The organism is Citrobacter sp. RHBSTW-00017 (assembly GCF_013797615.1).
GTDB lineage: Bacteria > Pseudomonadota > Gammaproteobacteria > Enterobacterales > Enterobacteriaceae > Citrobacter > Citrobacter braakii.
Map to the genome: position 1 here is coordinate 2,446,890 of NZ_CP056899.1, position 16,021 is coordinate 2,462,910.

Consider the following 16,021-nt stretch of genomic DNA (forward strand, 5'->3'; position numbering starts at 1 on the left):
TTAAATTGTGACCGCTTTTTCAACCCTGAATGTTTTACCTGCTGCCCAACTCGAGAATCTTAACGAGCTGGGTTATCTTGAAATGACGCCTGTTCAGGCTGCTGCGTTACCGGCAATTCTGGCGGGGAAAGATGTTCGCGTGCAGGCTAAAACCGGCAGTGGCAAAACGGCGGCTTTTGGTCTTGGATTATTACAGCATGTTGATGTCGCGCTGTTTCAGACGCAGTCCCTGGTGCTGTGCCCAACGCGCGAGCTTGCTGACCAGGTGGCGGGTGAGCTGCGTCGCTTAGCGCGCTTTCTGCCTAACACCAAGATCTTAACGTTGTGCGGTGGGCAGCCCTTTGGCGCACAGCGTGACTCCCTGCAGCATGCGCCACATATTATTGTCGCAACGCCGGGGCGTTTACTCGACCATCTGCAAAAAGGCACTGTTTCTCTGGATGCCCTGAATACGCTGGTGATGGATGAAGCCGATCGCATGCTGGATATGGGCTTTAGCGATGCGATTGATGATGTCATTCGCTTTGCGCCGGCTTCGCGTCAGACCTTACTGTTTTCTGCGACCTGGCCGGAAGCCATTGCCGCCATTAGTGGCCGGGTGCAACAAAATCCATTAACGATCGAAATTGATACCGTTGACGCGCTGCCGGCGATTGAGCAGCAGTTTTTCGAAACTTCCAGCCACGGCAAAATTGCGCTGCTGCAAAAATTGCTCAGTCAGCATCAACCTGCATCATGCGTAGTTTTTTGTAATACCAAAAAAGATTGTCAGGCCGTGTGTGACGCACTGAATGCGGCGGGGCAAAGCGCTCTCTCACTGCATGGCGATCTTGAGCAGCGCGATCGCGATCAGACGCTGGTGCGTTTTGCCAACGGCAGCGCGCGCGTTCTGGTTGCTACCGATGTGGCCGCGCGTGGTCTGGATATTAAATCACTTGAGCTGGTGGTTAACTTCGAACTGGCGTGGGATCCGGAAGTCCACGTCCATCGTATCGGACGTACCGCGCGTGCCGGCAACAGTGGTCTGGCGATTAGCTTCTGTGCACCGGAAGAAGCGCAGCGGGCCAATATTCTTTCTGAAATGCTGCAACTGAAGCTGAACTGGCTGCCAGCTCCAGCTAACGGCCCAATCCTGCCGCTGGAAGCTGAGATGGCGACGTTATGCATTGATGGCGGTAAAAAGGCTAAAATGCGTCCCGGCGATGTTCTCGGTGCGCTGACCGGTGATATTGGTCTGGAAGGCGCCGATATCGGCAAAATTGCCGTTCATCCGGCGCATGTCTATGTCGCTGTTCGCCAGACTGTAGCGCATAAGGCATGGAAGCAATTGCAAAACGGTAAGATAAAAGGCAAGACTTGCCGGGTTCGGTTATTGAAATAACCACTCGTCGGAGCGCCTGATGGCGCTCCGCTTATCCGGCACTATCGACTTACTTCACTTCCACGACGTTCAGGCGCAGCTCATCCAGTTGAGCATCATCTTCTTCTGGCTGCCACCCCGCAGGCTGCAACGGGATCTCTTCACGATCGAACGCTAAATCACCGCCGTCCACAACCTCTGAACCGTGCCTGATGCCTTTAAAATCGAACAGATTGATATCGCTCAGATGTGAAGGTACAACGTTCTGCATTGCGCTGAACATGGTTTCAATACGCCCTGGATAGCGTTTGTCCCAGTCGCGCAGCATATCGGCAATGACCTGACGCTGCAGGTTAGGCTGTGAGCCGCACAGATTACATGGAATAATCGGGAAACCTTTCGCTTCGGAGAAACGCTCGATATCTTTCTCACGGCAGTAAGCCAGCGGACGGATAACGATATGTTTACCGTCATCGCTCATCAACTTCGGCGGCATACCTTTCATCTTCCCGCCGTAGAACATGTTTAAAAACAGCGTTTGCAGGATGTCGTCGCGATGGTGACCGAGCGCAATCTTGGTGGCGCCTAACTCAGTTGCCGTGCGGTACAGAATGCCGCGACGCAGGCGAGAACAGAGCGAGCAGGTCGTTTTGCCTTCAGGGATTTTATCTTTGACGATCCCGTAGGTGTTTTCTTCGACAATCTTATACTCCACGCCCAGTTGTTCCAGATATTCCGGCAGAATATGCTCCGGGAAGCCAGGTTGTTTCTGATCGAGGTTAACCGCAACTAAGGAAAAACTGATCGGGGCGCTTTGCTGCAAATTACGCAAGATCTCCAGCATGGTATAGCTGTCTTTCCCCCCGGAAAGGCACACCATAATGCGATCGCCGTCTTCGATCATATTGAAGTCGGCAATGGCTTCGCCCACGTTACGGCGCAGACGTTTTTGCAATTTGTTCAGGTTGTATTGTTCTTTCTTGCTAATATCTTGATTTTGCGACATTTAATAGAGGCTCAATTCATAGTGTGGCATCAGAAGAGTATGCATCACGCCGGATAGTCCGGCAAAAGAAGTCTGATATAAAAACTGTGGCGTGTATGGTACGGATAAGCGGGAAAAATGTCAGCACATTTAGGACAGGAATCGTGGGGTATAAGAGGTAGAAACAAAAAGCCCGCAGCGATGTGCGGGCCAGACAGCTTAGCGGACTACCAGTACCGAACACTCCGCATGACGCACCACGGCTGCGGCGTTAGACCCCAGCAGGTAGGTAGTGATGTCAGGTCGATGTGAGGCAATAATGACCATATCAGCCGGTAATTTTTTGGCCATCTCCAGAATCTTATCTTTTGGCGCACCTTCTGTGACATGAACGTGCACTCTGTCCGTTGGGATATTGAACTTCTTGATAATCTCTTCCAGTTGAGATTTTGCTTCGGCTTTCAGATCTTCCATGGCCGGTAACTCTGCCGAGTAGGCCAATCCCAGGGAAGCATAATAGGGCAGTGACGGAATTACGGTCAAAAAATGAACCTGTGCATCGTCAATTTTTGCCTCTGCTTCAACATGGGCAATAACACGTTGAGTTAATTCTGAGTCTGAAATATCGATGGGTACAAGAATCGTTCTGTTCATAAAACCTCCTGTTTAAGTATCCACCCAAAGCTTACCGCGTAATGGCACTTTATGTACAATGACAAAGATCACATTTTGGCATCACTTTATTTTTATTTCAGGAAACTTCCCTTTTATTACTCCATCGTAAAATCGACCTTTAGAAACGACGCTCAGGAAATCACGAAAAATACGAGCAGGGACATGCTGATATTGCAGAGTAGACAACTGGTGAAAGCGAATTTCTAGCGTGCGGGAGGATTCGTCATAGCCGACGGATGCAATACGGGATGATTTTACAGGATGATGATTCATTGCAGGTATCCTCTACTACAGGTCTTAATGCAAGATATCATCTATCAAAGATGTGTTTTAGCGCAACAGATATAATGTTTTGATCTGGATAAAACAGAATTGTTAGAACATAAAGAGAGCCCGCTGTTGCCAGCGGGCTGACGGATTAGAACTGGTAAACCATACCCAGTGCTACTACGTCATCGGTAGAGATGTCGTTTTGGCTGTAGAAGTTTTTATCTTCATCCAGCAGGTTGATTTTGTAATCAACATAGGTGGAGAAGTTTTTGTTGAAGTAGTAAGTAGCGCCAACGGATGCATATTTCACCAGATCCTGGTCGCCATCAGATCCGTTTACACCCAGATCCTTACCTTTAGACATCAGGAAAGAAACTTCCGGACGCAGACCGAAGTCGAACTGGTATTGCGCAGTCACTTCAAAGTTCTGAGTTTTGTTGGCAATCGTATTATCACTACCGTTTGAGCCACCATAAGGGGTCATGTTGCGGGTTTCGGAGTACATGGTTGCCAGGTAGATGTTGTTCGCGTCGTATTTCAGACCGACTGTCCACGCGTCAGCTTTATCACCGCCCGCGGTAGAATTGTTAACCTGCTCGTTAGTACGGTCAGAAGAAGTGTATGCTGCACCGAAGCTTACACCCATACCCAAATCGTAGGTCGAGGAGATACCGAAGCCGTCACCGTTGGAGTTCTTCATGTTACGATCGTCGCCACCGTTATTGGTACCTTCCTGCTCTGGTGACTGATTTTCGTTCGCGCCCTGGTACTGCAACGCCACGTTCAGACCGTCAACCAGACCAAAGAAGTCGGTATTACGGTAGGTCGCCACGCCGTTCGCACGACCGGTCATGAAGTTGTCTGCTTTGGTGTAAGAGTCGCCACCGAATTCCGGCAGCATATCAGTCCAGCCTTCAACGTCGTACATTACGCCGTAGTTACGGCCGTAGTCGAATGAGCCGTAGTCGCCGACTTTAATACCTGCGAATGCCAGACGAGTCCAGGAGTCGCCTTTATCACCTTCGGTGCCGTTAGCTTGAACCTGATATTCCCACTGGCCATAACCGGTGATCATATCGTTAACCTGAGTTTCGCCTTTGAAGCCCATACGCATATAAGTCTGATCGCCATCACTGTTAGCGTCATCAGAGAAATAATGCAGGCCGTCTACTTTGCCATAGAGATCTAATTTGTTGCCGTCTTTATTATAAACTTCAGCAGCGTGAGCAGCGCCTGCAGCCAGCAGGGCAGGAATTACGAGAGCCAGTACCTTTCTGTTCATTGAAATAATCCTTTAGTTTTTTTATTAACCTGTGACTACCCATGTAGGGAGTAAAAGCATGCTAAAGGAGAAGTTCCGTAAAGGGATAAATATGAATTGTTACGCCTTAAGTAAAACCTTAAAGAAATAATTCTACGGAAATGATGATAATTATGGTGAATGTATTGGTGGTAAATATATGAAATAAAAATTATACAAGTGAATTGTGTTGGGCTATTCTGCGCGTGTTATATGCCTTTATTGTCACGTTTTATTTTTCGTTGACGTATTGATAGCTATTATTAATTAGCCAGCGAATAAATTGACAAGCCCGAACAACCGTTCGGGCTTTTTTTTTTGAGTTCCAGGTTAATACTGAGATAAACGCATTACTCGGTACCGCTCTTTTCCGCTTTTCCAGCCAACTGCGCAAGGAAGTCGTAGCGTTTTTGCAGATCGGCTGCGGCGTCTTTCCAGAGCTGTTCTGCGACTTCTGGCTGTTGGGCATTCAGGCGACGGAAGCGCTGCTCGTTAAGCAATGTTTCGGCCAGGGCGTCTGACGGTGGGCGAGAGTCCAGCGCCAGCGGCAGCTTACCTTCATCTGCTCGACGTGGATCAAAGCGGTACAGCGGCCAGAACCCGGTTGCCGTGAGCTGACGCATCTGATCATGGCTTAGTGCGAGATCGTAACCATGCTCTTCACATGGGCTATAGGCGATAATCAGCGACGGACCTGGATAGGCCTCCGCTTCCTGGATAGCTTTCACCGTCTGGTTCAACTGCGCGCCCAGAGAGATTTGTGCAACATACACGTGCCCGTACATCATCATACTGACGCCAAGATCTTTGCGAGCTTTGCGCTTGCCATGCTCACCAAATTTAGTGACGGCCCCGAGCGGCGTAGCTTTCGACGCTTGTCCGCCTGTATTGGAGTAACACTGGGTATCCAGAACCAGAATATTGACGTTCTCGGTCAGGCTCAGGACGTGATCCAGGCCACCAAAACCAATATCGTAAGCCCAGCCATCACCGCCAATCAGCCAGATAGATTTCTCGACCAGCGCATCGGCATCGGTTAACAACTGCTGTGCGCCGTCGACATCTTTCAGGTGCTGGCGCAGTGCTGCAACTTGCTCACGGCGCACCTCTGGCGTAGCTTCAGCGTGCAGGGCGTCATTCAGTTCAGCCGGAATGTTATCGGCAAACTGTTCCACTAAACGCATGACGCGTACACGGTGCTGATCCACCGTCAGGCGGAAGCCCAGCCCAAACTCGGCGTTATCCTCAAACAGGGAGTTTGCCCACGCAGGCCCGCGACCATTGGCGTCGGTAGTATAAGGCGTTGAGGGCAGGTTACCGCCATAAATTGATGAACAACCGGTCGCATTGGCGATCAGCATGCGGTCGCCGTACAACTGCGTAAGCAATTTGATATACGGCGTTTCACCACAGCCAGAGCAGGCCCCAGAGTACTCAAACAGCGGTGTTATCAACTGCGAGGTACGAATATCAATGCGTTCCAGTTTAGTGCGATCGATTTCCGGCAGATTGAGGAAGTAGTCATAGTTAACTTTTTCTTCTTCCACGTGCTCAAGGCGCGACATCATATTGATGGCCTTGATCTCCGGGTTCTGGCGATCTTTCGCCGGGCATACTTCGACGCACAGATTACACCCGGTGCAATCCTCTGGCGCAACCTGCAGGACATATTTCTGACCGCGCATATCGCGTGATTTCACATCCAGAGAATGCAGGCTGGCAGGGGCATTTTCCATCGCTTCTGGTGAAACCACTTTGGCGCGGATAGCCGAGTGCGGGCAAGCGGCTACGCAGTGGTTACACTGGGTACACAGCTCTTCTTTCCAGATGGGGATCTCTTCGGCGATATTGCGTTTTTCCCAACGCGTGGTGCCCATCGGCCAGGTGCCGTCTGGCGGCAGCGCTGAAACGGGGAGAGCATCGCCCAGACCGGCGAGCATTGCCGCGGTGACGGTTTTCACGAAATCAGGTGCGGCATCAGAAACCACCGGTGGGCGATTAGCGCTATGTGAGTCAACCGGCTGAAGCGCCACTTCGGCGACGGATTCACGCGCCAGGGCCAGCGCCTGCCAGTTACGTTCAACCAGATCCTGTCCTTTACTGCTATAGCTTTTCGCAATCGCACCCTGCAATTCAGCCAGAGCGCTGTCGCCTGGTAAGATTTGCGTCAGATGGAAGAACGCCATCTGCATAACGGTGTTAATACGTGCAGCCAGACCGCATTCGCGGGCAATTTTGGCCGCATTAATCACGTAGAAACGCGCTTTCTTCTGATTCAGAACAGCCTGAACTTCCTGCGGCAGACGTGTCCAGACTTCATCCACACTGTACGGGGTATTAAGCAGGAATATACCGCCAGGTTTCAGGCGCTCAGCCATCTGATACTTATCGATAAATTGCAACTGGTGACAACCAACAAAATCGGCTTGCGACACCAGATACGCTGAGCGAATAGGTTGTTCACTAACGCGCAGGTGAGAAACCGTCAGACCGCCTGCTTTTTTCGAGTCATAGACGAAATAACCCTGCGCATACCACGGCGTAGAGTTACCGATAATCTTGATGTTGTTTTTGGTGGCCGACACGCTACCGTCACTGCCCAGCCCGTAAAACAGTGCCTCGAGCTTCGCGGTACCGGGCAGAGTGTTTTCCGGTAACGGTAGCGACAGGTTGGTGACATCATCATAGATACCGACCGTAAAGCGAGATTTCGGCTTCGCGCTACTCAGCTCATTAAAGACCGCCATGACGCAGTCCGGGCCAAACTCTTTGGAAGAAAGGCCATAACGCCCGCCAATCACGCGCGGTAGCGTTTCTCGTTCGCCGCAGTTAAAGGCTTCCGCCAGCGCGGTCATTACATCCAGATACAACGGTTCAGCTTGCGCGCCGGGCTCTTTGGTGCGATCCAGGACGGCGATGCTCCGTACCGTTTCCGGCAGGGCGCGCAGTAAATGTCTGGCAGAGAATGGGCGGAACAGACGCACTTTCAGAACGCCTACTTTCTCGCCGCGTGCCAGCAGCTCTTCGACGACTTCTTCACTGGTTCCAATCGCCGAGCCCATCAAAATAATGACGCGTTCTGCCTGCGGATGACCGTAGTATTCAAATGGCTGGTACTGACGGCCCGTCGCAGCAGCGAAATCGTTCATCGCCTGTTCTACGTGATCGTAAACCGCGTTGTACCACGGGTTTGTTGCTTCGCGTGACTGGAAGTAGGTGTCCGGGTTCGCAGACGTACCGCGAATAACCGGATGCTCCGGGTTGAGCGCGCGCGCGCGATGAGCATCGATTTCCGCCTGCGGCATCAGCCCGAGGATTGTGTCATCGGCCAGCGGCACTATTTTATTGATTTCATGCGATGTGCGGAAACCATCAAAGAAATGAATAAACGGGACCCGGCTTTTCAGGGTGGCCATTTGCGAAATTAGCGCAAAGTCTTGTGCTTCCTGAACGCTGCTGGCGCACAGCATTGCGCATCCCGTCTGGCGCACCGCCATCACGTCGGAATGATCGCCAAAGATGGATAATGCGTGAGTGGCAATCGTACGCGCCGCAACGTGCAGCACAAACGGAGTCAACTGACCGGCCAGTTTGTACAGCGTCGGGATCATCAGCAACAGGCCCTGCGATGAAGTAAACGACGTAGAGAGCGCACCGGTCTGCAACGCGCCGTGAACGGTCGCTATCGCACCGCCTTCCGACTGCATTTCTACGACACGAGGGGTATCCCCCCACACGTTTTTAAGCCCGTTCCCGGCCCAGGCATCCGCCTGTTCAGCCATCGTCGAACTGGGCGTAATCGGGTAGATGGCGATAACCTCGCTGGTACGAAATGCGACCGAAGCAACCGCACCATTACCGTCAATTGTGATCATACTGACACCCTTACATTGCGCAAAAAAAGGGACACGCGTAACAGCGGCGAATCCTGTAGTTATCCTTTTAGTTTAGCAAAAGCGCTAAAGACAGATTTTCGCTTTTGTGTCCCTCGAATAAACAGAATGAATGGTTTGATCAAAGGAGCAGCCAAAAAATTGCCAGAAAATGTAAACAGTGCGCATAAATGCGCATATTGCCTCTCGACGGCGGTGTTTCCGCTGCCTATTATTTATGGCTGTGTCGTTTGGTTAATATTCAGAGGGGAGTAAGATGCGCGCAGCGTTTTGGGTAGGGTGTGCCGCGTTATTATTATCGGCTTGTAGTAGTGAACCTGTTCAGCAGGCAACCGCCGCGCATGTCGCACCGGGGATGAAGGCCGCAATGTCCAGTTCTGGAGAAGCTAATTGCGCCATGATTGGTGGTTCGCTCTCCGTTGCCCGTCAGCTGGATGGTTCAGCTATCGGAATGTGTGCGTTACCCAACGGCAAACGCTGTAGTGAGCAGTCGCTTGCCGCCGGAAGCTGTGGCAACTATTAAGCCACCGCGTTTCCTACATTAAATCCGCGAGTTTATACGTCAGCGTTTGTTCTGCTGTCGCCAGTGTTAACTGGTCAGCAGTCAGATCGACCTGTGCGCCTTGCTTAAACATGTCGCTGACGATCCCGTCGAGCGCGTTAAGCTGCGGATCGGCGCACATCATGCGGGTCATCGCCATATCTTTAACCTTCAACTCGCCGTCGGACAGTTTGCCCTGACCGTGGAATTGATTACACATCTTTCCCGATACCGTCATGTTTTCGCCAAAACTCAATTCGGGTGGGTTATTAGCGACGGTGACGGCTTTACCATTCACGCTCTGCAAAACGAAGCGGTGATGCTGCAACTGTTCGCGATTGACGGAAACTTTTCCATTGCTCACACAGCCAGCCATCAGCATGCTGAGCGTAATCAACGTGACAACTTTTTTCATTCAATTTCTCTACGTTTGTGACGGGAATACATTCAATATAATAATGATACTGAAGATTTTAGCATCGGTGATTATCTGAAAATGCCCCCCTGAATCCAGGGGAGCACAGGGATTAGAAGAGGGCGTTTGGACAGGTTTCGCCTTTGGAGATCTGTGCCAGATTCTGCAGCGTGGTCTCAGAAATGCTGGTCAATGCTTCGGCAGTCAGGAACGCCTGGTGACCGGTGAACAGCACGTTATGACAGGCCGACAGACGGCGGAACACATCATCCTGAATCACGTCATTGGATTTATCTTCAAAGAACAGGTCGCGTTCGTTTTCATACACGTCCATACCCAGAGAACCAATTTTCTGGTTTTTCAGCGCATCGATAGCGGCTTGCGAATCGATCAATGCCCCGCGACTGGTGTTAATAACCATCACGCCATTTTTCATTTGCTCAAAGGCTTCGTGATTGAGCAGGTGATAATTCTCCGGCGTTAACGGACAGTGCAGGGAGATGACATCGGACTCCGCGAACAGCGTTTTAAGATCGACATATTCAACGCCTAACTCTAGTGCGGCAGCGCTTGGGTAGGGATCAAACGCCAGCAGGCGCATCCCAAAACCTTTCAGGATCCGCAGTGCCGCAATCCCAATCTTACCGGTACCGATCACCCCAGCCGTTTTGCCATACATGGTAAAGCCGGTCAGCCCCTCAAGAGAGAAGTTGGCATCACGAGTACGCTGATAGGCGCGGTGAATACGGCGATTCAACGTCATCATCATGCCAATCGCATGTTCAGCGACGGCTTCCGGTGAATAGGCTGGCACACGGACGACCTGCAGGCCGAGCTCTTTTGCCGCGTCGAGATCGACGTTATTGAAGCCGGCACAACGCAGCGCAATATATTTCACGCCATGCTTTTTCAGCTCTTCCAGAACAGGGCGGCTGCCATCGTCGTTGACGAAGATACAGACAGCTTCACAGCCATGGGCTGTTTTGGCTGTTTTCTCCGTCAGCAGAAAGTCAAAGAATTCAAGTTCAAAACCAAAAGCCTCGTTAACCTGCTGCAGATACTTCTTGTCGTACTGTTTTGTACTATAGATGGCGAGTTTCATAAGACTTTCTCCAGTGATTTTGACGTCACATTAATCCAATTCAAATTATTTTACAAAATCTAAAAAGTTATTGATAGTCATAGGCGTAATGAATAATTTCAGCGCATCTGTTGTTAGTGTGGGCAGGTTACTCAATTTCAACAACTGGATATTTTTCCGTCCAACTCAATACCCGTAATCGATGCAGGTAAAAAGCCAGCCGAATCACATCCAGACAGCTACGCTTATACAGGTAGCAAATATCGGGAGGGGTCATGTTAACTCACTCTGAAGCAAAGCGATGGGCCACCTTAATGCTTAAGGCGGCATTATGTGATGGTATGAAACCTGAGGAGATTTCCCGGCAGGTACATCTGGTCTGCGATCATCATGGTAGGGAGTGCCTCGAAGAGCTCATTGAGGAAATTCTGATAGAAGCTGGTCGTTTAGGACCTAAACATAGCGATGGAGAACTGAGGCCTCATTGAGTCTGAGTTCTTTATATTCCCGACGGCACGTGTAACAGCGTGCCATATAAAGTAATGCGCTATCTTATTGAATTAATTATTGTTTTATTGATTCTCGTTGATTGATAAATAGTGCATATACTTCATGGGAATTTATTCTTAATGTGGGCATATCCTGTTAAACATGCCACAATACTGGCCTAAACCGGCTTAAATTTTCGCTAAATCAGGATATTAACTACCCATGAAGGGTAAATATAAAGCCGCTCTGGCACTTCTCTTATTATTGATTCTCGTGCCGCTGACGTTGGTCATGACGCTTGGCCTGTGGGTTCCTACGCTGGTGGGCGTCTGGTTACCTGTTGGCACGCGCATCGCGCTGGATGAGAGCCCACGGCTGACACGGCATGGGCTGCATATCCCGGAACTCCGCTATCTGGTCGATGATTGCCCGCTAGCGCGCATTACTCAGGCCGATCTTTCCCATCCCAGCCGCTGGTTGCTTAATGTCGGGACAATTGAGCTGGATTCCGCTTGCCTGGCTAAATTACCGCAGACAGAAGCGTCTCCGGCAGCGCCCAAAACGCTGGCTGAATGGCAATCGATGCTGCCCAATACCTGGATTAACATCGACAAAGTTATTCTCTCCCCCTGGCAGGAGTGGCAGGGAAAACTGTCTCTTTCGCTAACGCCATCGACCCAGCAACTGCGCTACCAGGGTGAAAAAGTGAAATTCCAGGGGCGTCTGCACGGGCAAAATCTCACGGTAAATGAGCTGGATATAGCCGCGTTTGAAGGGCAACCGCCGGTAAAACTGGTTGGTGAATTTACCATGCCGCTGGTTCCTGATGGACTACCGGTGAGCGGTCATGCGGTTGCTACTCTGAGCTTGCCGCAGGAGCCCTCACTGGTGGACGCCGAACTGGAGTGGCAAGAAAACAGCGGACAACTGATCGTTATGGCGCGGGACAATGCCGATCCGTTGCTCGATCTTCCGTGGGAAATAACCCGCCAGCAATTAACCATCAGCGACGGTCGCTGGAACTGGCCTTATCAGGGATTCCCGCTCAGCGGGCGGTTGGGTATGAAAGTTGAAAACTGGCAGGCCGGGCTGGAAAATGCGGTGGTGAGCGGGCGTCTGAACATACTGACCCAAGGCGATGCAGGTAAAGGAAACGCCGTATTAACGCTGGGGCCGGGTAAGCTGGGTGTGGATAGTAGTGATATGCCGTTACAGTTGATAGGCGAGGCGAAACAGGGTGACCTGATCTTCTACGCCAAATTACCCGCCAGACTCACCGGAAGCCTGAACGACCCGCAGCTGGCTTTCGAGCCAGGAGCGCTGCTGCGTTCGCGTGGACGGGTGATTGACTCGCTGGATATTGACGAAATTCGCTGGCCGCTGGCGGGCGTAAAAGTAACGCAGCGCGGCGTAGATGGCCGTCTGCAGGCTATATTGCGCGCGCATGAAAACCAGATGGGCGGTTTTGAATTGCATCTGGATGGTCTGGCAAATGATTTTCTCCCTGACGCGGGTCGCTGGCAGTGGCGGTACTGGGGCAAAGGCAGCTTTACGCCAATGCATGCGCGTTGAGACGTGGCGGGTAAGGGCGAATGGCATGACAACACCCTGAAGCTTTTTGATCTCTCCACCGGATTTGACCACCTGCAATACGGCACCATGAAGGTGGAAAGCCCGCGCCTGGTGATGGACGAGCCGATCGTCTGGGTACGGGATGCCAACAAACCGACTTTTAGCGGCGCGCTGTCGCTGGACGCAGGGAACACCACCTTTACCGGGGGGAGCGTGTTACCGCCGTCAACCTTGAAGTTCAGCGTGGAAGGCACCGACCCGACGATTTTCCAGTTTAAAGGCCAGCTTCACGCGGGCGCGATAGGTCCAGTACAGGTAAATGGCCGTTGGGACGGGATCCGCCTGCGCGGACAGGCCTGGTGGCCAAAACAATCGCTCACCGTATTCCAACCGCTCATCCCACCAGACTGGAAAATGAAGCTACGTGAAGGTGAACTGTATGCGCAGGTTGCGTTTTCCGCTGCCCCGGAACAGGGCTTTGAAGCGGGCGGCCATGGGGTATTAAAAGGCGGTAGCGCCTGGATGCCCGATAACCAAATTAATGGCGTCGATTTTGTGTTGCCTTTCCGGTTTAGTGAAGGCGCATGGCAACTGGGTACGCGTGGACCTATTTCACTGCGTATTGCGGAAGTGGTGAATCAGGTGACGGTGAAAAATATCGCCGCCGATCTACAGGGGGCGTATCCCTGGAGTGAAGACAATCCGTTACTGTTAAGCGATGTCAGCGCCGAACTGCTGGGGGGCAAAGTCATCATGCAACAACTGCGGATGCCGCAGCACGATCCGGCATTATTACGGGTGCAGAATATCTCTTCCAGCGAGCTTATCAGCGCGGTTAATCCCAAGCAATTCGCCATGTCTGGCCCGGTCAGCGGTGCGTTGCCGTTATGGCTGGATAACGAAAAGTGGATCATTAAAGACGGCTGGCTGACCAACCCGGGGCCTATGACGCTGCGTATTGATAAAGACACGGCGGATGCCGTCGTCAAAGATAATATGGCAGCCGGTGCAGCCATTAACTGGCTGCGTTATATGGAAATAAGCCATTCCTGGACGAAAATAAATTTGGATAATCTCGGTGTCTTAACCATGCAGGCAACCGTAACTGGCAATAGCCGGGTGGATGGCAAAGTGGGGACGGTTAATTTGAATTACACCCATGAGGAAAACGTCTTTACGCTATGGCGTAGTTTGCGTTTTGGCGACAATTTACAGGCATGGCTTGAACAAAATGCAGCGCTGCCGGAATCCCATTGCCCGGAAGGCAAGGAATGTGAGGAACAACAATGAAAACGATAGCTGCCATGCTGGGTCTGCTGGCTTCATCTCTGCTGATCGGGTGCACACCCAGAATCGAAGTGGCTGCGCCTAAAGAGCCGATCACTATTAATATGAACGTCAAAATCGAGCATGAGATCCATATCAAAGTCGATAAAGACGTTGAGAGCTTATTAAAATCGCGCAGCGATTTGTTCTGAGGTCACGATGAAAAAACAGCTTGCAGTGATCCTGGTGGCATTGAGTTTATTCAGTGGCAATGGGTGGGCATTGACCTTGAATGAAGCCAGATCCCAGGGGCGGGTGGGCGAAACGCTTAATGGTTATCTGGTGGCATTGCAAACCGACGCCGAAACGCAGGCGCTGGTGAGTGAGATTAATAAAGCACGCAGCGCCAGCTATCAGCAACTGGCTGAGAGCAATAACATTCCTCCAGATGAAGTGGCGAAAATGGCCGGACAAAAGCTGGTCGCTCGGGCTAAACCAGGGGAGTACGTCCAGGGCATCAATGGTAAGTGGTTGAGAAAATAATGACGAAGTTGTAGATAGAATCCGATTTGTTTTTACACCAAAGGAAAGTATTAGGCGGGTATTGATAATTAATTCACTATAGTCAAGACCGTAAATTATCAAGGAGTGATGATGACGCTTTATCAGATCAAGCCCGCCTTTCAGACACTTTTACGCCCATTGATGTTTTGGCTACATAAGAATGGCGTCACGGCGAATCACGTAACTCTCGCCGCAATGGCGCTTTCTTTTGTGACCGGTGGCGTACTGGTGATTTTCCCCCAACCCGAATATTTTGTTCTTCTGCCCATCGTGCTGTTTATCCGAATGGTGCTTAATGCGCTCGACGGCATGCTGGCGCGTGAATGTCACCAACAATCGCGCCTTGGGGCTATTCTAAACGAAAGCGGGGATATTCTTTCTGATATAGCGCTTTATCTGCCGTTTATGCTTCTCCCTGACAGTAACGTAATACTGGTTATGGTGATGCTGTTTTGTGCGGTAATGACGGAGTTTTGCGGCGTTCTGGCGCAAACGATTAATGGTGTTCGCTGCTATGCCGGACCGCTGGGCAAAAGTGACCGGGCGCTGGTATTTGGCGCATGGGGCCTGGCACTGACTCTGTGGCCGCAGCTTGTACAGTGGAACAACGTGTTGTGGGGTATTGCTACCCTCCTGCTGCTATGGACGGTGGTTAATCGCTGTAAGAGCGCATTATGCGAAGAGGGGACGAAATGATGCTGCTGGAGCAGTCACTTGCGGTCATTTTTGCACTGCTGCTGGTTGCAACGGTGGTGAATGGCTTACTGGTGTGGCGACGGCCGGATAAAGACTGGCGGGAACTGACGTTACGTATTCGCACCTGGTGGCTAATCATCATCCTGTTTTCTCTGGCGATTTTAAGCCCACACTGGTTGGCACTGATCTTTTTCGCGCTGGTCAGCTTCATGGCGTTAAAGGAGTTTTTAACGCTGGTGCCGTCGCGTCAGACCGATCGCATGCCGTTGCTGTGGATGTTCATTGCTATTCCGATTAACTACTGGCTGATTGGCATTAACTGGTACGGTATGTTTGTGGTGTTTATCCCGGTCTACGCTTTTTTATTCTTACCCGTGCGGATGGTCATTGCGGGCGATACTCATGGCTTCTTGCGCTACGCCTCGCAGCATCACTGGAGCCTGATGACTACCGTGTTTGCCTTCAGCCATGTCGCTTTTTTGCTGGTTTTGCCTGATGACGGCAAACAAACCGGTGCATTGCTGGTACTGTTCCTGGTTGGCTTAACGGAATTCAACGATATTGCGCAGTACCTTTGGGGTAAATCAATTGGGCGCATCAAAGTCATGCCCAAAGTCAGTCCTAATAAGACGCTGGGGGGACTGGTCGGCGGCGTAGCGACCACCACGCTGATGGCGGCGCTGCTTGGGCCACTGATGACGCCGTTAAGCATTCCATTGTCATTGTTGGCGGGTTTTATTATCGGCATCAGTGGCTTTTGTGGGGATGTGGTGATGTCAGCAATCAAACGCGATATCGGCGTGAAGGACAGCGGAACATTGCTGCCGGGTCATGGTGGGATCCTTGACCGGCTGGATTCTCTGATCTTCACCGCGCCGGTATTTTTCCATTTCATTCGTTACTTTTGCTACTAA

The 16,021-nt window shown here is 51.2% G+C and carries 13 protein-coding genes and 1 pseudogene; 7 read left to right on the forward strand and 7 right to left on the reverse strand.

Annotated elements, in window-relative coordinates; translation table 11 throughout:
* Nucleotides 1-7: 7 nt before the first annotated feature.
* Nucleotides 8-1,381, forward strand: a complete 1,374-nt coding sequence (gene dbpA / locus HV037_RS11860) for an ATP-dependent RNA helicase DbpA (protein WP_016156618.1) — start codon at nucleotides 8-10, stop codon at nucleotides 1,379-1,381.
* Between the two features lie 49 nt (nucleotides 1,382-1,430).
* Here dbpA and ttcA read toward each other — a convergent pair whose 3' ends face one another.
* The 5 genes from ttcA to nifJ form a co-directional block, all read right to left on the reverse strand.
* Entirely contained in the window at nucleotides 1,431-2,366 is a 936-nt protein-coding gene (ttcA, locus tag HV037_RS11865) for a tRNA 2-thiocytidine(32) synthetase TtcA (RefSeq protein ID WP_016156617.1), read from the reverse strand.
* A 198-nt stretch (nucleotides 2,367-2,564) separates the two neighbouring features.
* Entirely contained in the window at nucleotides 2,565-2,999 is a 435-nt protein-coding gene (uspF, locus tag HV037_RS11870; protein ID WP_016153190.1) for a universal stress protein UspF, read from the reverse strand.
* An 81-nt stretch (nucleotides 3,000-3,080) separates the two neighbouring features.
* Nucleotides 3,081-3,293 (reverse strand): KTSC domain-containing protein, encoded by a 213-nt coding sequence (locus tag HV037_RS11875; protein ID WP_016153189.1) that lies wholly within the window; start codon nucleotides 3,291-3,293, stop codon nucleotides 3,081-3,083.
* A 145-nt stretch (nucleotides 3,294-3,438) separates the two neighbouring features.
* Nucleotides 3,439-4,572, reverse strand: coding sequence for a porin OmpC (ompC, locus tag HV037_RS11880; RefSeq protein WP_065554417.1), 1,134 nt, complete (start codon nucleotides 4,570-4,572; stop codon nucleotides 3,439-3,441).
* Between the two features lie 368 nt (nucleotides 4,573-4,940).
* Nucleotides 4,941-8,465 carry a pyruvate:ferredoxin (flavodoxin) oxidoreductase gene (gene nifJ / locus HV037_RS11885; protein ID WP_137379715.1) on the reverse strand — a complete coding sequence of 1,175 codons (3,525 nt, stop codon included), beginning with the start codon at nucleotides 8,463-8,465 and terminating at the stop codon, nucleotides 4,941-4,943.
* 274 nt (nucleotides 8,466-8,739) lie between these two features.
* Here nifJ and HV037_RS11890 point away from each other — a divergent pair, with 274 nt between their 5' ends.
* Nucleotides 8,740-9,006 (forward strand): DUF333 domain-containing protein, encoded by a 267-nt coding sequence (locus tag HV037_RS11890; protein ID WP_003020360.1) that lies wholly within the window; start codon nucleotides 8,740-8,742, stop codon nucleotides 9,004-9,006.
* A 13-nt stretch (nucleotides 9,007-9,019) separates the two neighbouring features.
* Here the strand turns inward: HV037_RS11890 and hslJ are convergent, their stop codons facing one another.
* Nucleotides 9,020-9,439 carry a heat shock protein HslJ gene (gene hslJ / locus HV037_RS11895; RefSeq protein ID WP_016156614.1) on the reverse strand — a complete coding sequence of 140 codons (420 nt, stop codon included), beginning with the start codon at nucleotides 9,437-9,439 and terminating at the stop codon, nucleotides 9,020-9,022.
* Between the two features lie 112 nt (nucleotides 9,440-9,551).
* On the reverse strand, nucleotides 9,552-10,541 hold the full coding sequence (locus HV037_RS11900; RefSeq protein ID WP_003833196.1) for a 2-hydroxyacid dehydrogenase: 990 nt from the start codon (nucleotides 10,539-10,541) through the stop codon (nucleotides 9,552-9,554).
* A gap of 690 nt (nucleotides 10,542-11,231) precedes the next feature.
* Here HV037_RS11900 and HV037_RS11905 point away from each other — a divergent pair.
* The 5 genes and pseudogenes from HV037_RS11905 to HV037_RS11925 all read left to right on the forward strand — a co-directional run bounded on the left by HV037_RS11905 (nucleotide 11,232) and on the right by HV037_RS11925 (nucleotide 16,021).
* Nucleotides 11,232-13,871, forward strand: a pseudogene (locus HV037_RS11905) (YdbH family protein).
* Complete coding sequence (locus HV037_RS11910; protein WP_016156612.1) at nucleotides 13,868-14,059, forward strand: YnbE family lipoprotein; 192 nt, start codon at nucleotides 13,868-13,870, stop codon at nucleotides 14,057-14,059. Before HV037_RS11905 ends, HV037_RS11910 begins: the two are co-directional and overlap by 4 nt.
* A gap of 7 nt (nucleotides 14,060-14,066) precedes the next feature.
* Nucleotides 14,067-14,390 carry a YdbL family protein gene (locus HV037_RS11915; RefSeq protein ID WP_016156611.1) on the forward strand — a complete coding sequence of 108 codons (324 nt, stop codon included), beginning with the start codon at nucleotides 14,067-14,069 and terminating at the stop codon, nucleotides 14,388-14,390.
* A 111-nt stretch (nucleotides 14,391-14,501) separates the two neighbouring features.
* Nucleotides 14,502-15,107: a CDP-alcohol phosphatidyltransferase family protein gene (locus tag HV037_RS11920; RefSeq protein ID WP_016156610.1), complete on the forward strand. Its 606-nt coding sequence runs from the start codon at nucleotides 14,502-14,504 to the stop codon at nucleotides 15,105-15,107.
* A complete protein-coding gene (locus HV037_RS11925) occupies nucleotides 15,104-16,021 on the forward strand; it encodes a phosphatidate cytidylyltransferase (protein ID WP_016156609.1) in 918 nt (305 codons plus the stop codon). The genes HV037_RS11920 and HV037_RS11925 overlap by 4 nt, the downstream gene beginning before the upstream one ends.

What these genes read in the sequence shown, in the direction of transcription:
- HV037_RS11920 (WP_016156610.1), top strand. Translation starts at nt 14,502, where the DNA reads ATGACGCTTTATCAGATCAAGCCCGCCTTTCAGACACTTTTACGCCCA.
- HV037_RS11900 (WP_003833196.1), bottom strand. Translation starts at nt 10,541, where the DNA reads ATGAAACTCGCCATCTATAGTACAAAACAGTACGACAAGAAGTATCTG.
- HV037_RS11915 (WP_016156611.1), top strand. Translation starts at nt 14,067, where the DNA reads ATGAAAAAACAGCTTGCAGTGATCCTGGTGGCATTGAGTTTATTCAGT.
- hslJ (WP_016156614.1), bottom strand. Translation starts at nt 9,439, where the DNA reads ATGAAAAAAGTTGTCACGTTGATTACGCTCAGCATGCTGATGGCTGGC.
- uspF (WP_016153190.1), bottom strand. Translation starts at nt 2,999, where the DNA reads ATGAACAGAACGATTCTTGTACCCATCGATATTTCAGACTCAGAATTA.
- HV037_RS11875 (WP_016153189.1), bottom strand. Translation starts at nt 3,293, where the DNA reads ATGAATCATCATCCTGTAAAATCATCCCGTATTGCATCCGTCGGCTAT.
- HV037_RS11925 (WP_016156609.1), top strand. Translation starts at nt 15,104, where the DNA reads ATGATGCTGCTGGAGCAGTCACTTGCGGTCATTTTTGCACTGCTGCTG.
- HV037_RS11910 (WP_016156612.1), top strand. Translation starts at nt 13,868, where the DNA reads ATGAAAACGATAGCTGCCATGCTGGGTCTGCTGGCTTCATCTCTGCTG.
- HV037_RS11890 (WP_003020360.1), top strand. Translation starts at nt 8,740, where the DNA reads ATGCGCGCAGCGTTTTGGGTAGGGTGTGCCGCGTTATTATTATCGGCT.
- nifJ (WP_137379715.1), bottom strand. Translation starts at nt 8,465, where the DNA reads ATGATCACAATTGACGGTAATGGTGCGGTTGCTTCGGTCGCATTTCGT.
- ompC (WP_065554417.1), bottom strand. Translation starts at nt 4,572, where the DNA reads ATGAACAGAAAGGTACTGGCTCTCGTAATTCCTGCCCTGCTGGCTGCA.
- ttcA (WP_016156617.1), bottom strand. Translation starts at nt 2,366, where the DNA reads ATGTCGCAAAATCAAGATATTAGCAAGAAAGAACAATACAACCTGAAC.